Below are 13,965 nucleotides of genomic sequence, written 5' to 3' on the forward strand. Positions count from 1 at the left end.
GGCTTGAATTCAATCAGGCGATTATAAATCTGGTCCTGCACGGTGATCGAGTTGCCATCGGTGATGTTGCCCGGTTCCAGGTTCACGGGTTGCCCTCCAGCACCGTAGACCAGCGCTCCTTGAGGAACTGAAGCGGAGTTGGATTGTCCTGTCGGAGACTGCACCGGATTACTTCCCGTGCAGTTCGTTAAAGAGATTGCCAGCATCAGCGCGATCGCAAGCAGTCCGTAGCGCCCCAGTTTCCTCAACATGATTACGTGATTAGCGATTAGTTATTCGTTACCAGTCGGTAGTGGCTAGCGATCAAATACTTAGTTCTGATCAAGAACTAAAAACTAATCACTAAAAACTCCCCTACTCGTTCACTTTTGCCTGCCGTACCATAGCAATCAACGTCTGGTGGGCGTCCTCCGCGTCTTGCAGCTTGTGGTCAAACGCAATTCGTAAGGGAACTTCGCGATCGTTTGCTTGCGCGTTCAGATTCATTCCCTCTGCGTCGATTGACACCATTTTTGCAGCGGTGGCGTCTGTCGTGTTGCCGAACACTTTGGCGTAGAGGAGAATGGCATCCGCGTGATCATCGTTCATGTGAGCGCAAATGCGATTGCTGATTTCAGGAGAAAACGGGTCGGACATGCGGAGGTTTCCAAAACGGCTATTCTCAACGATACAGGGAGAAATAGGGACAGGTAATGAAATTCTCGGTGAAGTTGGGCAGGGGAACTAAGATGGGACAGGAGCATCATTGGATTTTACTGAGCGGACGACCGAATGGGTCAGAATAAGCCAAAACGATCGTGGAAGGGCGTACACTTGCTGCGGATGGTGCAGCTAGGGTTGGCGGGCAGCATGCTGCTGACGGGATTGCTAATCTTGGTCAGCGTGTGGCGATCGGGCGATCGTTGGGTGAGCGCGTTGGGCAACTGGTTTGGTCAGCCGCCCCCGCCTAAGGTGGATGTGCAGTCGGTCGTCATTCAACAGGTCCGCAATGTCAGTGAACTCACGACCGCAACGTTCACGATGCAGGCAGTCGTGCCAGCGAGTCAGGACTCTACAGTGGGCAGTTGGGTTGTAGGAACAACGAAATTGCTCTACATCGCCTACGGAGAGGTCCGGGCGGGTGTGGATTTGAGCAAGCTGAGGACGGAGAATGTGCAAGTGGTGGGGGAGCAAGTTCGGATTCAGTTGCCGCCGCCTCAACTGCTCGACAGCAAAATCGATGTCAGCCGATCGACCGTTTATGACTACAATCGCGGCGTGCTTAACCTGGGACCGGATGTGGCACCGCAACTGCAAACGCTAGCGCAGCAGCAGGCGTTGAAGACGATTCAAACCGCCGCTTGCCAAAATGGGCTTCTGACGACTGCGAACGATCGTGCCAAGCTTGTCGTTACTCAACTGTTAACGACCGCAGGCTACAAGCAAGTCAGCGTGGAGATGGCGGCATCGTCGATCGAGGCGTGTCTAGCTTCTGGTAGAACGGAAAAATAGCTCTGCGTAGCGTGTAGGTGAGAAGCCTACTCTACAGGTCGTTCTTTGACCATTAACTTCCCAACTTATCCTTTTCTACAAGCAGACTAATGTCGTAGCTAAGCAGCGGCAAACACAACTCTATTCATGCATAATACCGAAGTGTTTTAGCCCCTCTATAATTCCACCAGCATAGTTAGCCTGAGCTAAGTATCGATCGTCCTCAAGATTATCCTGATGCCACTGAAGCAGTTCTGTTCGAGCATTGCCAACAATGATGCCAAGCTTATTGACTGCAAATAAGGCAATGTCATTGCCCGAATCCCCGCAAACCACTATTTGTTTGGCTGCAAATCTGGGTGCTCGACAAATATAAGTGAGTGCACTTCCCTTATTGACTTTACGCCGCATGATATCAAGGTCATGATCATTGCTATAAATTAGCTCAGCTTCAATCCCTTGAATAATGAGTTGAGCTTGTAGCTCTGGCAAAATGAATGCGTCCTCTTTATGAAGAACAAAGCTCAGTTTGAAGGGACGCTGTTCGCTCTCAGATTGAAGAATCAGTTGCGGAAACTGTTGGGTGATCGCTACAATGCCTGCTCGATTCCAGTCGAGGGAGGACAGACTAGACCAAGCCTCATCTAATTTATAGCCTGGGTAATAAATTTCACTTCCGACGGAAGCAATCAAAATATCCGCTTCCAATAATGCTATCTGAGTTGTCAGCCGCTGATAGGACTTTAACGATCGCCCCGTTGCGTAGACTAGTTTTGAGCCATAAGTCTGGCGGTGCTGTTTAAACCAACCATTAAAGCGTTGTAGAGCGCCATCGTCTCCAACCAAGGTATTGTCGAGATCGGTAACCAACAAAAGCCTTGACACAGCTACGATCGCCTACTAGTAAACTCAAAATAACGTTCTAACAGAGCTAGACCCAGTTGCCCTAAACCGCTTGGCTGGTTGTTTTTCTGAGAGCGCGTTGCTGTAGTACGAGCGCTCCAGTTTTTGAGAATCGCTTAGACTAAACAGTATTCACCCTAGACATGCGGGAGTCTGTGCGAAATGTCTACGGAAACCGTTCCCAATCAAGAATTTCAACCTGTTGTTGAGCCAGAGTGGAACTTTCCAGAACCGCCGACGGACTTGATTTTTGATGATGGAGAACCTTTAGAGACGAATCGCCATCGCCATGCCGTGAACGTCTTGATCGACTCAGCGCTGACCGCACTAGAATCGCGGTCTGATGTGTTCGTAGGCGGCAATATGTTCGTTTACTACAGTCGCGACCAAGCCATGAATCGGGACTTCCGTGGACCTGATGTCTTTGTGGCGCTGGATGTAGATGGTAGCCGAGAGCGGCAGGGTTGGGTAACGTGGGAAGAAGGCGGACGCTATCCGGATGTCATCATTGAGTTGCTGTCGCCCAGTACCGCTGCAGTAGACAAAGGCGTCAAGAAAGACCTGTACGAACGTACTTTCCGCACAGCCGACTATTTCATCTTTGACCCCTTCGATCGCGATTCCCTGCAAGGCTGGCATTTAGACGCGTCTCAACGCTACCAACCGTTAAGCGCTGACGATCGAGGCTGGCTCTGGTGCGAAACTTTGCAACTTTGGCTGGGCACGTGGGAGGGCAGCGTTCGCCGTGAGCCGCCTACAGGAACCTGCTACTGGCTGCGGTTCTATGACCAACAGGGCAACCTAGTTCTAATGCAGAATGAAGCCGCGCAGCAGCAAGCAGACGCGGCGCAACAGCAAGCAGAGCAAGAGCGGCAGCGAGCAGAACAAGAGCGACAGCGAGCAGAACGCTTAGCAAATCGGTTGCGAGAACTGGGGGAAGACCCCGATCAACTTTGAGTAGTGCTCATGCAGCGCTAACCGAATCGGTAGCCGCGATCAAGCCTTACAGACTACGCGCCAGTTAACCGTAAAGAGGCGCAGCATCAAGAGTCTTCTACACGACGTCAAACAGCACCGTAGTCATGTAGTGCTCTGCCCACTCAGTACCAAAAGCTTTCTCTAGAACGCGGCGGGTTTTGTCGTTCTGCTGCTGCTTTGTGCAGTAATAGCGCTGTCCTGCAAGAAGTTCGGCTTGACGATCGGGCGTCGGCTGCGTCGCGATCGCCTGCAGGCAGTGAATTTGCAGCAGCGACTGTACGCGAGACACAAACTCGGCTTCTTCCTCTAAGTTGCTAGGGCGGACGAACACGCAGAACTCCGAAAAAATATCCCCCCATTCAGGTAGCGATCGCCCCTGAGCAAATTTCGGCGTTGGCAGCGCCTTCAACGCCTGCTCATAACCTGTGGGCAAGTGACGATCGCGACTGAGTGGCGATAAATCCGCGATCGCAGCGCTGATCTGTCCGCGTCCGCCAACCAAATCTGCCCCAAACATCGGTAGGGCGTAATCGGGTCGGGGGAACATGACGCAGTGCAAAATATCGAGCATTGTGCCAACCTTGGCGATTTCCAGATGCAGCTTGCGAAACTGCGGCGTTTGGTAGCAACGGTTTTCGATCGTCAGCTTCTCGCCTTCGAGCCGTCCTTCGACGTAGCCAAGCTCAGCAGGAAGAACATAGGGCGATAAATCCAGGTGCTGCTGCCATGTGCCTTCGATCAACTCTGCAAGCTGGCGAATGGTGGGATGAAGCTGCTCGTGTAGGGAGGGCATAGGCTAAGGAGTAGGGGAGTGATCAGCTAGGTTAGCAAAAATCTGGTTGCTGTCGTGGAATTACGGAGGCTATAAAGGCTGTAAGTATGGAGTGACTGAAAATGGTGAGTCAAATTCTCGGCGATCGCTACGAGGTAGAACGGCAGATTGGTAAACAAACTGGACGATGGACGCTGCTCGCTCGCGATATGACGACTCAAGAGCAAGTGATTATTAAGCTGTTAGTGCTAGATGAAGAACTAGATTGGGACGATTTGAAGCTGTTTGAGCGCGAAGTTGAAATTCTTAAGTCGCTGTCTCATCCTGCCATTCCACGTTATTTAGACTTTTTTGAGCATTCCTTACCCAACGATCGCGCGATCGCGCTGGTCCGCAGCCACATTGATGGACGATCGCTCCAGCAGCTCGTTCTACAAGGACGCCGCCTAACGGAAACGGAGACCAAACAGGTCGCTAAGGCGATGCTGCTAGTACTGGACTATCTGCACGGACAGCCGTCTCCAATCATCCATCGAGACATTAAACCGAGCAACATTCTGCTAGCAAATCGGCAGCTTTACTTGATCGATTTTGGGTCGGTCAAGGCGCTGTCTGGCAATAATGATACGGCGTTTACGGTCGTTGGCACCTACGGATACATGCCACCGGAGCAGTTTAGCGGACGGGCGATTCCCGCCTCAGATCTCTACAGCTTGGGGGCAACGTTGGTAACGGTTTTGACAGGCACTCATCCGTCCAGCCTGCCGCGTCGCGGCATTAAATTCGATCTGACGGGAGTCACGAGTCTCAGCCCTGAATTTACCGACTGGCTAGAGTGGCTGATGGAGCCAAATTTAGAGCACCGGGCTAAGTCGGCTCAAGAGGCACTGCAAGCATTGGAGCATGGAGGACGCAGACTCACAGGTGCAGCGATCGCCAAACCGAGCGACACTAAAGTTTGGCTGACCAAAGACACCAATAGTCTGGAGCTCCTGATTCCGTCCCGGCTGGGACAGCTCCAGCTTCAGATCGATCCTCAGCAGATTTCATTAATCAGTAAGCGGTTGGGCTTTCAGTCTAGTCGCCCGCTGACGGCTCCTCGGCAGGCAATCCACAAGCTGGAATACCGCCGCACTGCCACTGACGAGCAAGACGCGGACGCTCAACTGATACTGTGGGCAGGTGACCAAAAGTTTGAGCTACGGGGCAACCCACTGCTCACTCAAGAGGAGCTTGAATGGCTGGCGTTTGAGCTAGCAACGTGGTTGAAGCTGCCAGTGACCCGGCTGTAGAGAAGCTGCCCTGGTTGACGACACTGAAATTCAGTGCCCAGATCGCTCTCACTCTAGCGCTTGCCCATCGGCAAGGAAACCCGATGTTGAATTCGCGCTCCTCTCCCGTGGGGACGGGTGAGGGATGAGAACGATCGCGCGTTGCCAGTCAATCCGTTAGAGCTTTTACTTGCAAAGAATTCATTCGTCAAGCTGGACCGCGAGGGTTTAAACCGGAGCGATCGTACAAATAAAGTTTGATGAACTTGATGGAACGATGGCTCAAAATTGCCGCGTTATCGACATAGTAGTAAAGAGTAAAGGGCCGCGACTTCACGCCGCTGGCTCTAGCATGCAACGATACAGGCGCTACCCTAACTTACCGAGTTCAAGACCGCGTTCAAACCGCTTTTGATACATCCATTTTCCGTACAGCCGATTCAAGCTCTAACATCAGAGCCGAGTTTGGATTTAGCTGTGTCGGTGTTTAAGCAGCGGCAATCGCCGCATTGACAAGCTCACTCTTGGATCAACCTCATGATGCGGATTCCGAATTGGCTTGAGCGATCGCGCCTCATGCGAAATCTAGCGGGAGTGGATGCTCGCCGCGCGTTCACCCAAGATCTAAGTCAACTGTTGTCGCTGGCAGAGCGTTACAACCAGCCGCTCTGTCTTGTGGTTCTAGACATTGATGATTTTCAACACATTCACGATTGCTATGGCTCCAGCATCAGCAATAATGTGCTGGATTGCTTTAGTGAACTCCTACGCTCCTCATTCCGCAGCAAAGACGCTCTCGCGCGATGGAGTGATGCACAGTTTGTTATGGGTCTGTATGGTGCAACGCAAGACGATGTGGTAGTGCGCCTTGCAGAGATTCTACGATTCACTCAGCAGCAGCCCTTTACAGCCGATACGACAACGCTAATGATCACGTTTAGCGCGGGGGTCGCGGAGTATCCCAGAGATGGAATTACTCAGCAATCTCTTTACCAATCAGCGTCTGCTGCGCTCGATCGGGCAAAAGCAGCGGGTAGAAGTCGCATTCTTACCGCACGCTAAATCGCGAGTAGCCAGATTCATTCAGATTCAAAATGTGCGATAGCCGCAACGGCTGTCCCACACAGATAGGATGCTGACTCTGCCTTTGCAGCACCTGATTTAATTCACAGTCAACTGCGGACTGTGGATTCCACCGTTCGATTTTGCTTAGCCCCCCAGCCTGTCAGATTGCGCAGATAAATTCCACCCACGATCGCCAAAAATGCTACGTAGCCGATCGCTTGCACTAGATAAAACGTGTCTTCATAGCCAAACAGGGTGTGGAGAATGATTCCTGGAAAGTCGCGTTCTGGCAGCACCTTGCTGGTATTCCACACCAGCGGACCCAGCACGCAGGAGTGAACTTTCGTAAAACGCTCGTAGTAAATGCAGAGCCCTGCGGATTTGCGATCGATCTGAGCCAGAGCGCTGAGGGCGGTGTCAAAGTGTCCCAGCGATGACACCACTAGCCCCGCTACAATCAGCAGCAGAAAGATCCCCATCATGGTGAAAAACTGGCGCAAATTGATCTTGACGCCAAAGCGGAACAGCAAAAAGCCGATCGCCACAGCGGTCACAATGCCTGCGATCGCTCCCAGCGCAGGAATCACTCCCTGCTGGAATTTGGCAGCAATAAATAGAACGGTTTCAAATCCCTCGCGCAAGACTGCGAAGAAGATTAAACCAAACACGCCCCAACCTGCCCGATTGTCGCCTTTGAGTGTGTCACCGATGGCGGCTTCTACTTGAGTTTTTAGCAGTCGCGCCTGCCGCGTCATCCAAATCAGCATCCAACTCAGCATGCCGATCGCTGCCAAGCTAAAAACAGCCTCTAGCAGCGGTTCTACCACCGGAGCATATTTCTGATTCGCCGTGCCGAGTGCTGGAATCAGCCAGCCAAACAGCACCCCGACGATCGCGCTGACCACCAGACCTGCGACGATTCCGCCGTAGACCCAGGGGTTAAGGTGGGACTGCTGCGCCTTGCGCAAATACGCCAGCACAATGCCCACCACCAACGCCGCTTCGACCCCTTCCCGCAAGGTAATGATAAAGGTCGGTAACGCAGAACTAAAATCCATAAGTCAAGTCCAAGTGAACAGCGAACAAACAGCGGGACGATCGGGCAGAAAACAACACGACAGCCTCTAGCAGATGAACAGGGGTTCTGGCAAGGAATAAAAACGGGTGGGAATTTGGGTGGAGACCACTTCCTATACGTCCGTACCCGCATACGCTCAGATACCCGATTTTAGGACGATTTCACGGCTTTCTGAGTACTTAGTTCAACGGTTTTGACCAGTTTCGAGACCTCATCGGGAGTCTTTACCGGAGCCGTTGGCGGAATTGGTGCGGGCCATACTTTGGTCAAATCTGCCATCGTGCTTTGGATTGCCGTGTGATCCTGCGGCATGCCCTTTTGCATCTGTGCTGCAACGCCGCTGTATAGCTGGTTTGCGTACTCCACAAAGCCGCGCGAGTCCTGATACTCAATCACCTGAGAAATCTTGCCATCTGCGATCGCTGCGCCGTACTCGGAGTTTGCCGTATCCAGCAGTCCGTTGATCACTTGCAGCACAAAGCTGGGCGACTGACGCTGTGTATCAGGCAGTCCCGCGATCGCGCCGTCCACCGACTGCATTGAGGTCTTAAACTCGCTGCTGACTTTGGCTGCATCCTTCGCGCCTGCTTTGACCATATCTTGCAGCGCAATCAGCGTGCTCTTAAACTCTTTGACATTGCGCTCATTAAGCTGGTCTTCCACATCCGCGTAGATTTCCTCTACCGGGTGTCCAATGTGGGGTTCTGCTTGGTCCGGCTTCTGCAAATCGAGCAGTTCCTTCGCGACCATCAGGTGCCCTTTCATCAAGCCCAGCTTGGTCATGTAGTCCACGTCCTTTGCCTCTCCGGTCAGGACGATGTCTTCGATCGTGACTTGGTCCTTAATCTGATCGAACTGCTCTTGAGAAATCACGTTTTTGGACACCAGTTCGTCAATCTTGCCGTAGGGGCGACTGGCTTGAATCTTATTTGACAGCGCAGGCACGCCCAGTTTTGCCTCTAGCTTGTCGAGTTCTGACAGGATCGCTGAGTTGATATTAATTTTGGGCTTGCCGCCATGCATGTGCTGACTAGCGGGGCTAGTTTGGGCAGCGGGCACGGAGCTAGCAGACGGAGTACTGGACGTCGTTTGATTGGTGCAAGACACCAAGATTGACAAACCCAGTGCTGAGAGAAATAAGCCGATGAAGCGCAGAACAGACATACGTGTTTAATAAGGTGCAACAGCTAAATCAATGGCAAACGGACATGTTTTGACACGGCGATCGCGTCGCTCACATGAACTAAATGAAAATAATTCCTATCAAAAGTAGTGAAGCATACTCTGGTAACTTGTCCAATACCTGTCAATAAATGCCGCTATTTTTTGAGAAAAACCGACAACCCCTTAACTCTTCGCTGGCGGACTGCCAATCACCTCAAACATCCCCATGCAGCCCGCCTCGGCGATTGCGTCCTGATGTGGATGGAACATAAACTTGCCAAGATGATGATAGGAAAACTCTAAAATGTGCCGTTCAGCGGTGCCCATTGTGATCACGTCGGTTTCTTCATCTGGCTGGAGCGATCGCCCAGTGCGAAACACTCGAAACATATTGGCGTGCAGATGAAACGTCGCCGCCGCATCGAACTCAATCATATTCAGCACATACAGGCGCACAAGCTGATCTTGCTGAATCGGAATCGGATGCTCCATGTAGAAATCAGGAATGCCATTAAAGGCGTACAGCTCGTTTTTGCGATCGTCGTTTACGTCGTAGCCCGCCATAATCAGCACCATCTCATCGGCAGGCGGACGCGGCGTCGGCGGATCGACGATAAACATGCCGTAAAGTCCTTTACCAATATGGCGCGTCACGGGTGCAACATGGCAGTGATAGAGATGCACGCCAGACGGAGCCGCCTCAAATTCGTAGATAAACACGCTGCTGTTGCGAACTGGTCTGACGCCATCCATCTGCGCCGGATGAACGCCGTGAAAATGCAGCGAGTGCGAGTGCCCTGCGCGATTGTAGAAAATCACCCGAATTAAGTCGCCTTCCATAGCGCGAAACGTCGGCGCGGGTACCTGTCCATTCAGATTCCACGTGATGAACGAAGTGGCTTTATTTAATTTGATTGCAGAGGTGCGTGCCTCAACGCGAAATTCTCGCACCGTGCGTCCGTTCTCGCGAGTCACGGTGCCATAGTCGAACTGTCGCAGAAATGTTAGCGGATTGATGCCTGCTGGAGCAGCCTCAGTTGCCGGAATCGGCGGCACCGTCACGCGGGGGGAGGCGCGCGATCGATTCAGCCCGTTCAGCGCGATCGCGCCCGCACCGATTCCTGCCCCTGCTAATCCCGCTGTTAGAAATGCCCGACGATTCCAGCGACCTGGCTTAAGTACAAAGCGATCTGCCATACAGCAATGAGCGCATCTGAAAAAATGCGCTTTTGAAAAACTCTTTCAAGAGCCTTAACGAATTTGAAGTATAAGCACAAATAATGTTATTGTCAATTATTCTCATTTAAGGAACAATAGCTAGTTTATATGGCGGCTAATTTATAATGCTGCTGGTACGGAGAGACCCGAACACATCGCTCAGGGTGTGTGCCCACTCTAAGATTCGTACCCTTGCTGCGGCTGCTTTAAGCTTGCAACTGCAGCAAATGAGAATGATTATGATTCCCTTTTCAGGTACGCTGAGTATGCGCGATCGTTGTGTTCAGGTGTGAGGATGACAAACCAATGACGAGACTGTTTTGGACTGCACTACTGCTTAGCCCTGCTGCGTTGGGCGCTATCTCGACTGCTGCCGTCGCCGCTGGTGCGACAGATGGCGTACCTCCTGCCGACCCATCTAGCCAACTTAACGTCTATGGCGCTGAGGGGCGAGGCGTTGAAGTGATGGACCAAGTTACATCGGTGTCTCAGCTAACCGATGTCCGACCAACCGACTGGGCATTCCAGGCGCTGCAATCGCTGGTGGAGCGCTACGGCTGCATTGTCGGCTATCCCGATCGTACCTATCGTGGCAATCGCGCTCTGACCCGTTATGAATTTGCCGCTGGACTGAATGCATGTATCGATCGCGTCAACGAGCTGATCGCGGCTGCAACCGCGGACTTAGTGAAAAAAGAAGATTTGGCGACGCTGCAGCGACTCCAAGAAGAGTTTCGAGTCGAATTGATCACGCTGCGCGGTCGCGTCGATGCCTTAGAAGCTCGCGCAACAACGCTGGAGCGTCAGCAGTTCTCGACGACAACGAAGCTCAATGGTGAAGTCGTGCTGGCAATTTCTGGCGTGCTGTCTGGCGATCAGGTCAACGGCAGAGACGTAGAGAAGGGCACCATCTTCAGCGATCGCGTCCGCCTCAACTTTGACACCAGCTTCACGGGCAGAGACTTGCTAAGAACGCGGATTCAAGCCGCCAATACGCCGCTGTTCTCGGAAACGGCAACCTTCACCCGCGAAGGCGATCTCCGCTTTGCCGGAGACACCGGCAACCAAGCAGGCATCGACGCGCTGCTCTACCAGTTCCCGCTGAGTGAACGAACCACGGTAACACTGGAAGCCAACGCAGGCGCGATCGACGACTTCACCAACACCATCAATCCTTTCTTCGACGGCGACGGTGCCACGGGTGCACTGAGCCATTTTGGCACCCGCAATCCCATTTACTATCTGCTGAACGGTGCTGGAATTGGCATCCAGCACGAGTTTAGCGACAGCTTGGAACTCAGCTTGGGCTACTTGGCAAACAGCCCGAACGATCCCAGCGGCGGCAGCGGCTTGTTTAATGGTCCTTACGGCGCGATCGCTCAGATAACCTTTAAGCCGTCCGAAGCATTTACCCTGGGACTAACCTACATCAACGCTTACAACAACGACTTCACTGCTAATGGCAGCACGGGCAGCACTCAAGCAAACTTTGTGGACTCTACAGGGTTGCCTTTCTCCGTGAATGCGTTTGGAATTGGTGCGTCGTTCCAGTTCAGCCCCAACATTGTCCTGAACGGCTCGGTGGGGTACACGATCGCGCGATCGGTGGGCGCAGGCTTCCGGGGCGAGGCGGATATCTGGAACTGGTCGGTAGGGCTGGCGTTCCCAGACTTGGGCAGAAAGGGCAACGTGCTGGGCGTTATTGTGGGAATGGAGCCGAAGGTGACGGGCGTAGACGGGAACCTAGGCTTGGCGCTGTCGGAAGATGCGGATACCTCCCTGCATGTCGAGGGGTTCTATCAGTTCCAACTCACGGACAGCATTGCAATCACGCCGGGAGTCATTTGGCTGACGGCTCCCGACCACAATAGCGCCAATGAGGATGTTGTGATCGGCACGGTGCGGACAACGTTCACGTTCTAATAGCGAATGGCGGTTCGCGATCGAGTGGGCAGCGCTTACTCGATCTCCTCAGTGGTGAATGTCCAGGTTCAGCACGTATCGTCCTAGTGGCAAGGCTCCTGACCACAGTTCGTACTCTACGCGAAGCAGCGTCGGCAATGGACGCCCTTGGAGTACTAAGCTGCGGGTAAAGTTGCGCAACGGTAGCGACTGCGGCACCTGCACGATCGCGTCGGATAGCCAGTAGCGGCTCGGTCCGTAGATCCCTTGCTCCCACAAATGGCGGTAGCTGAATTGTCCATTGCCCTGCACCGTCATCGCCACCCGATAGGGAGACAACTCTAGCCAGACCAAGCGCGGTGCTGGGACAGGCGTGGGGAACCCGGCTGGCACATAATCCTGCACGATCGGCTCTGTCAACACCAGATCAAACCGCTCGTGGTCTTTTTGGTACAGGGTGCCAACCGTTTCAACGCCTGACGCGACAGGGAGATCGGTGGAAACAACGGAGAGGCAAACAGAGCGTTGGTGCTGGCTAAGCATGAGACAGTGAGTAACGAATGAGGAGTTGTGGATAGAAGGGCAGAAGCAGCTCAGAGTATAAAGGTATTAACTCTGACGCTTGGCGAACAGTGAGTTGGAGCGCGGAAGCGGTACGATCGCGAACGCAGTCCATATGTCAGCCTATCTGATCCCCATGCGTGTGCCGAACGTAATCTCTCTTAAAGCGTCTGAATATCAGCACAATCTCACACAAGACCTCACCATTGCACGTCCCTCGACGGGGCTAGCACTCAAGGGGCGAATTCGAGTACCGGGCGACAAATCCATTTCCCATCGGGCGCTGATGTTGGGCGCACTGGCTGAAGGAGAAACGACGATCGAGGGTTTGCTGTTGGGCGAAGATCCCCGCAGCACTGCTGCCTGTTTTCGCTCGCTGGGAGCCGAGATTTCGGAGCTAAATTCCGATCGCGTCCACGTGCGAGGAATTGGGCTTGGGCAGCTTTTGGAGCCGCTTAACGTCTTGGACGCAGGCAACTCTGGAACGACGCTGCGCCTGATGCTGGGCATCCTTGCCTCACATCCAGAGCGGTTTTTCACGGTGACTGGCGACGGTTCGCTGCGATCGCGCCCCATGTCGCGGGTGGTTAATCCGCTGCGGCAAATGGGCGCAGAAATCTGGGGACGCAAAGGCGGTTCGCTGGCGCCGCTGGCAATTCGAGGGCAGGCGCTGCAACCGATTCATTACCAATCCCCGATCGCCTCGGCTCAGGTGAAATCGTGCATTATGCTGGCAGGACTAATGACCGAAGGGCAAACAACGGTGACGGAACCTGCCCTTTCTCGCGACCATAGCGAACGGATGCTGCGGGCATTTGGCGCAGAGGTGACGGTCGATCCGGACACGTGCAGCGTGACGGTGACTGGACCCGCCCGTCTGGAGGGTCAGTCGGTGATTGTGCCCGGCGATATCAGCTCTGCTGCGTTTTGGCTGGTGGCAGGGGCGATCGTGCCGGAATCTGATTTAACGATCGAAAATGTTGGCGTCAACCCTACTCGTACGGGGGTCCTAGACGCGCTGAAGCTAATGGGAGCCGATATTACTCAAGAGAATTGCCGGGAAGTTGCAGGAGAACCTGTAGCAGATTTGCGCGTGCGCTATGCCGGAAGCAAAACTCGTGCCCCGCTGAGAGCCTGCACGATCGCAGGGGCGTTGATTCCTCGCCTGATCGATGAAATTCCTATTCTGACTGTGGCGGCGGCGTTTGCAGAAGGAACGACTCAAATTCAAGACGCCGAAGAATTGCGGGTGAAGGAAAGCGATCGGATTGCGGTAATGGCAAGCCAGTTGAATCAAATGGGTGCTCAAGTTTCTGAGCGGCTCGACGGCATGGAAATTACGGGGGGGCACTCGCTGCACGGCACCGAAGTCGATAGCCACACCGACCACCGGATTGCCATGAGTTTGGCGATCGCGGCGCTCAACGCCAGCGACACGACTACGATTCACCGGGCTGAAGCGGTTGCCGTTTCCTATCCCGACTTTGTGCCAACGTTAACCACGCTTTGCAGCTAGATACCGTGAGCAATTTGGGAAATAGACAGGTATCTGCCGAGTATCTTGTCTAAGGAGGGGGTTACTA

General features: G+C 53.4%; 13 protein-coding genes and 1 pseudogene. 6 read left to right on the forward strand and 8 right to left on the reverse strand.

Annotated features, from left to right (window positions below; all coding sequences use genetic code 11):
- Both H6F43_RS16060 and H6F43_RS16065 read right to left on the reverse strand, forming a co-directional pair.
- Window positions 1-251 (reverse strand): annotated as a pseudogene (locus tag H6F43_RS16060) (ABC transporter substrate-binding protein); the annotation flags it as partial.
- Between the two features lie 103 nt (window positions 252-354).
- Complete coding sequence (locus H6F43_RS16065) at window positions 355-636, reverse strand: DUF2470 domain-containing protein (RefSeq protein WP_190343731.1); 282 nt, start codon at window positions 634-636, stop codon at window positions 355-357.
- 135 nt (window positions 637-771) lie between these two features.
- On the opposite strand from H6F43_RS16065, the gene H6F43_RS16070 reads away from it, so the two are divergent.
- Window positions 772-1,491: a DUF4230 domain-containing protein gene (locus H6F43_RS16070; protein WP_190343732.1), complete on the forward strand. Its 720-nt coding sequence runs from the start codon at window positions 772-774 to the stop codon at window positions 1,489-1,491.
- 120 nt (window positions 1,492-1,611) lie between these two features.
- On the opposite strand, the gene H6F43_RS16075 is transcribed toward H6F43_RS16070, so the two are convergent.
- Complete coding sequence (locus tag H6F43_RS16075; protein ID WP_242025673.1) at window positions 1,612-2,340, reverse strand: sucrose-phosphate phosphatase; 729 nt, start codon at window positions 2,338-2,340, stop codon at window positions 1,612-1,614.
- 195 nt (window positions 2,341-2,535) lie between these two features.
- Here H6F43_RS16075 and H6F43_RS16080 point away from each other — a divergent pair, with 195 nt between their 5' ends.
- Window positions 2,536-3,330, forward strand: coding sequence for a Uma2 family endonuclease (locus H6F43_RS16080; RefSeq protein ID WP_190343734.1), 795 nt, complete (start codon window positions 2,536-2,538; stop codon window positions 3,328-3,330).
- Window positions 3,331-3,427: 97 nt separating this feature from the next.
- Here the strand turns inward: H6F43_RS16080 and H6F43_RS16085 are convergent, their stop codons facing one another.
- Window positions 3,428-4,144 (reverse strand): phycocyanobilin:ferredoxin oxidoreductase, encoded by a 717-nt coding sequence (locus H6F43_RS16085; protein ID WP_190343735.1) that lies wholly within the window; start codon window positions 4,142-4,144, stop codon window positions 3,428-3,430.
- A gap of 101 nt (window positions 4,145-4,245) precedes the next feature.
- Here H6F43_RS16085 and H6F43_RS16090 point away from each other — a divergent pair, with 101 nt between their 5' ends.
- Entirely contained in the window at window positions 4,246-5,415 is a 1,170-nt protein-coding gene (locus tag H6F43_RS16090; RefSeq protein WP_190343736.1) for a serine/threonine-protein kinase, read from the forward strand.
- A 516-nt stretch (window positions 5,416-5,931) separates the two neighbouring features.
- On the forward strand, window positions 5,932-6,456 hold the full coding sequence (locus H6F43_RS16095; protein ID WP_190343737.1) for a GGDEF domain-containing protein: 525 nt from the start codon (window positions 5,932-5,934) through the stop codon (window positions 6,454-6,456).
- A gap of 110 nt (window positions 6,457-6,566) precedes the next feature.
- Here the strand turns inward: H6F43_RS16095 and H6F43_RS16100 are convergent, their stop codons facing one another.
- The 3 genes from H6F43_RS16100 to H6F43_RS16110 form a co-directional block, all read right to left on the reverse strand.
- Entirely contained in the window at window positions 6,567-7,517 is a 951-nt protein-coding gene (locus H6F43_RS16100) for an FTR1 family protein (RefSeq protein WP_190343738.1), read from the reverse strand.
- A 170-nt stretch (window positions 7,518-7,687) separates the two neighbouring features.
- Window positions 7,688-8,701, reverse strand: a complete 1,014-nt coding sequence (locus tag H6F43_RS16105; RefSeq protein WP_190343739.1) for a helix-hairpin-helix domain-containing protein — start codon at window positions 8,699-8,701, stop codon at window positions 7,688-7,690.
- A gap of 183 nt (window positions 8,702-8,884) precedes the next feature.
- The gene (locus H6F43_RS16110; RefSeq protein ID WP_190343740.1) at window positions 8,885-9,898 is read right to left on the reverse strand and encodes a multicopper oxidase domain-containing protein; all 1,014 of its coding nucleotides are present in this window, start codon (window positions 9,896-9,898) and stop codon (window positions 8,885-8,887) included.
- A gap of 327 nt (window positions 9,899-10,225) precedes the next feature.
- Here H6F43_RS16110 and H6F43_RS16115 point away from each other — a divergent pair, with 327 nt between their 5' ends.
- Window positions 10,226-11,842 (forward strand): iron uptake porin, encoded by a 1,617-nt coding sequence (locus H6F43_RS16115; protein WP_190343741.1) that lies wholly within the window; start codon window positions 10,226-10,228, stop codon window positions 11,840-11,842.
- A 48-nt stretch (window positions 11,843-11,890) separates the two neighbouring features.
- Here the strand turns inward: H6F43_RS16115 and H6F43_RS16120 are convergent, their stop codons facing one another.
- A complete protein-coding gene (locus H6F43_RS16120) occupies window positions 11,891-12,364 on the reverse strand; it encodes a hypothetical protein (RefSeq protein WP_190343742.1) in 474 nt (157 codons plus the stop codon).
- 154 nt (window positions 12,365-12,518) lie between these two features.
- Between H6F43_RS16120 and aroA the strand changes: the two genes are divergently transcribed.
- Window positions 12,519-13,898, forward strand: a complete 1,380-nt coding sequence (gene aroA, locus H6F43_RS16125; RefSeq protein WP_190343743.1) for a 3-phosphoshikimate 1-carboxyvinyltransferase — start codon at window positions 12,519-12,521, stop codon at window positions 13,896-13,898.
- Window positions 13,899-13,965 lie beyond the last annotated feature (67 nt).

Origin of the sequence: Leptolyngbya sp. FACHB-36 (genome assembly GCF_014695955.1) — a bacterium.
Taxonomy (GTDB): Bacteria; Cyanobacteriota; Cyanobacteriia; order Leptolyngbyales; family Leptolyngbyaceae; genus FACHB-36.

Excerpts from the sequence above, each read along its gene's own strand:
- H6F43_RS16065 (WP_190343731.1), bottom strand. The coding sequence starts at position 636 with ATGTCCGACCCGTTTTCTCCTGAAATCAGCAATCGCATTTGCGCTCAC.
- H6F43_RS16070 (WP_190343732.1), top strand. The coding sequence starts at position 772 with ATGGGTCAGAATAAGCCAAAACGATCGTGGAAGGGCGTACACTTGCTG.
- H6F43_RS16080 (WP_190343734.1), top strand. The coding sequence starts at position 2,536 with ATGTCTACGGAAACCGTTCCCAATCAAGAATTTCAACCTGTTGTTGAG.
- H6F43_RS16085 (WP_190343735.1), bottom strand. The coding sequence starts at position 4,144 with ATGCCCTCCCTACACGAGCAGCTTCATCCCACCATTCGCCAGCTTGCA.
- H6F43_RS16090 (WP_190343736.1), top strand. The coding sequence starts at position 4,246 with ATGGTGAGTCAAATTCTCGGCGATCGCTACGAGGTAGAACGGCAGATT.
- H6F43_RS16095 (WP_190343737.1), top strand. The coding sequence starts at position 5,932 with ATGATGCGGATTCCGAATTGGCTTGAGCGATCGCGCCTCATGCGAAAT.
- H6F43_RS16100 (WP_190343738.1), bottom strand. The coding sequence starts at position 7,517 with ATGGATTTTAGTTCTGCGTTACCGACCTTTATCATTACCTTGCGGGAA.
- H6F43_RS16105 (WP_190343739.1), bottom strand. The coding sequence starts at position 8,701 with ATGTCTGTTCTGCGCTTCATCGGCTTATTTCTCTCAGCACTGGGTTTG.
- H6F43_RS16110 (WP_190343740.1), bottom strand. The coding sequence starts at position 9,898 with ATGGCAGATCGCTTTGTACTTAAGCCAGGTCGCTGGAATCGTCGGGCA.
- H6F43_RS16115 (WP_190343741.1), top strand. The coding sequence starts at position 10,226 with ATGACGAGACTGTTTTGGACTGCACTACTGCTTAGCCCTGCTGCGTTG.
- H6F43_RS16120 (WP_190343742.1), bottom strand. The coding sequence starts at position 12,364 with ATGCTTAGCCAGCACCAACGCTCTGTTTGCCTCTCCGTTGTTTCCACC.
- aroA (WP_190343743.1), top strand. The coding sequence starts at position 12,519 with ATGCGTGTGCCGAACGTAATCTCTCTTAAAGCGTCTGAATATCAGCAC.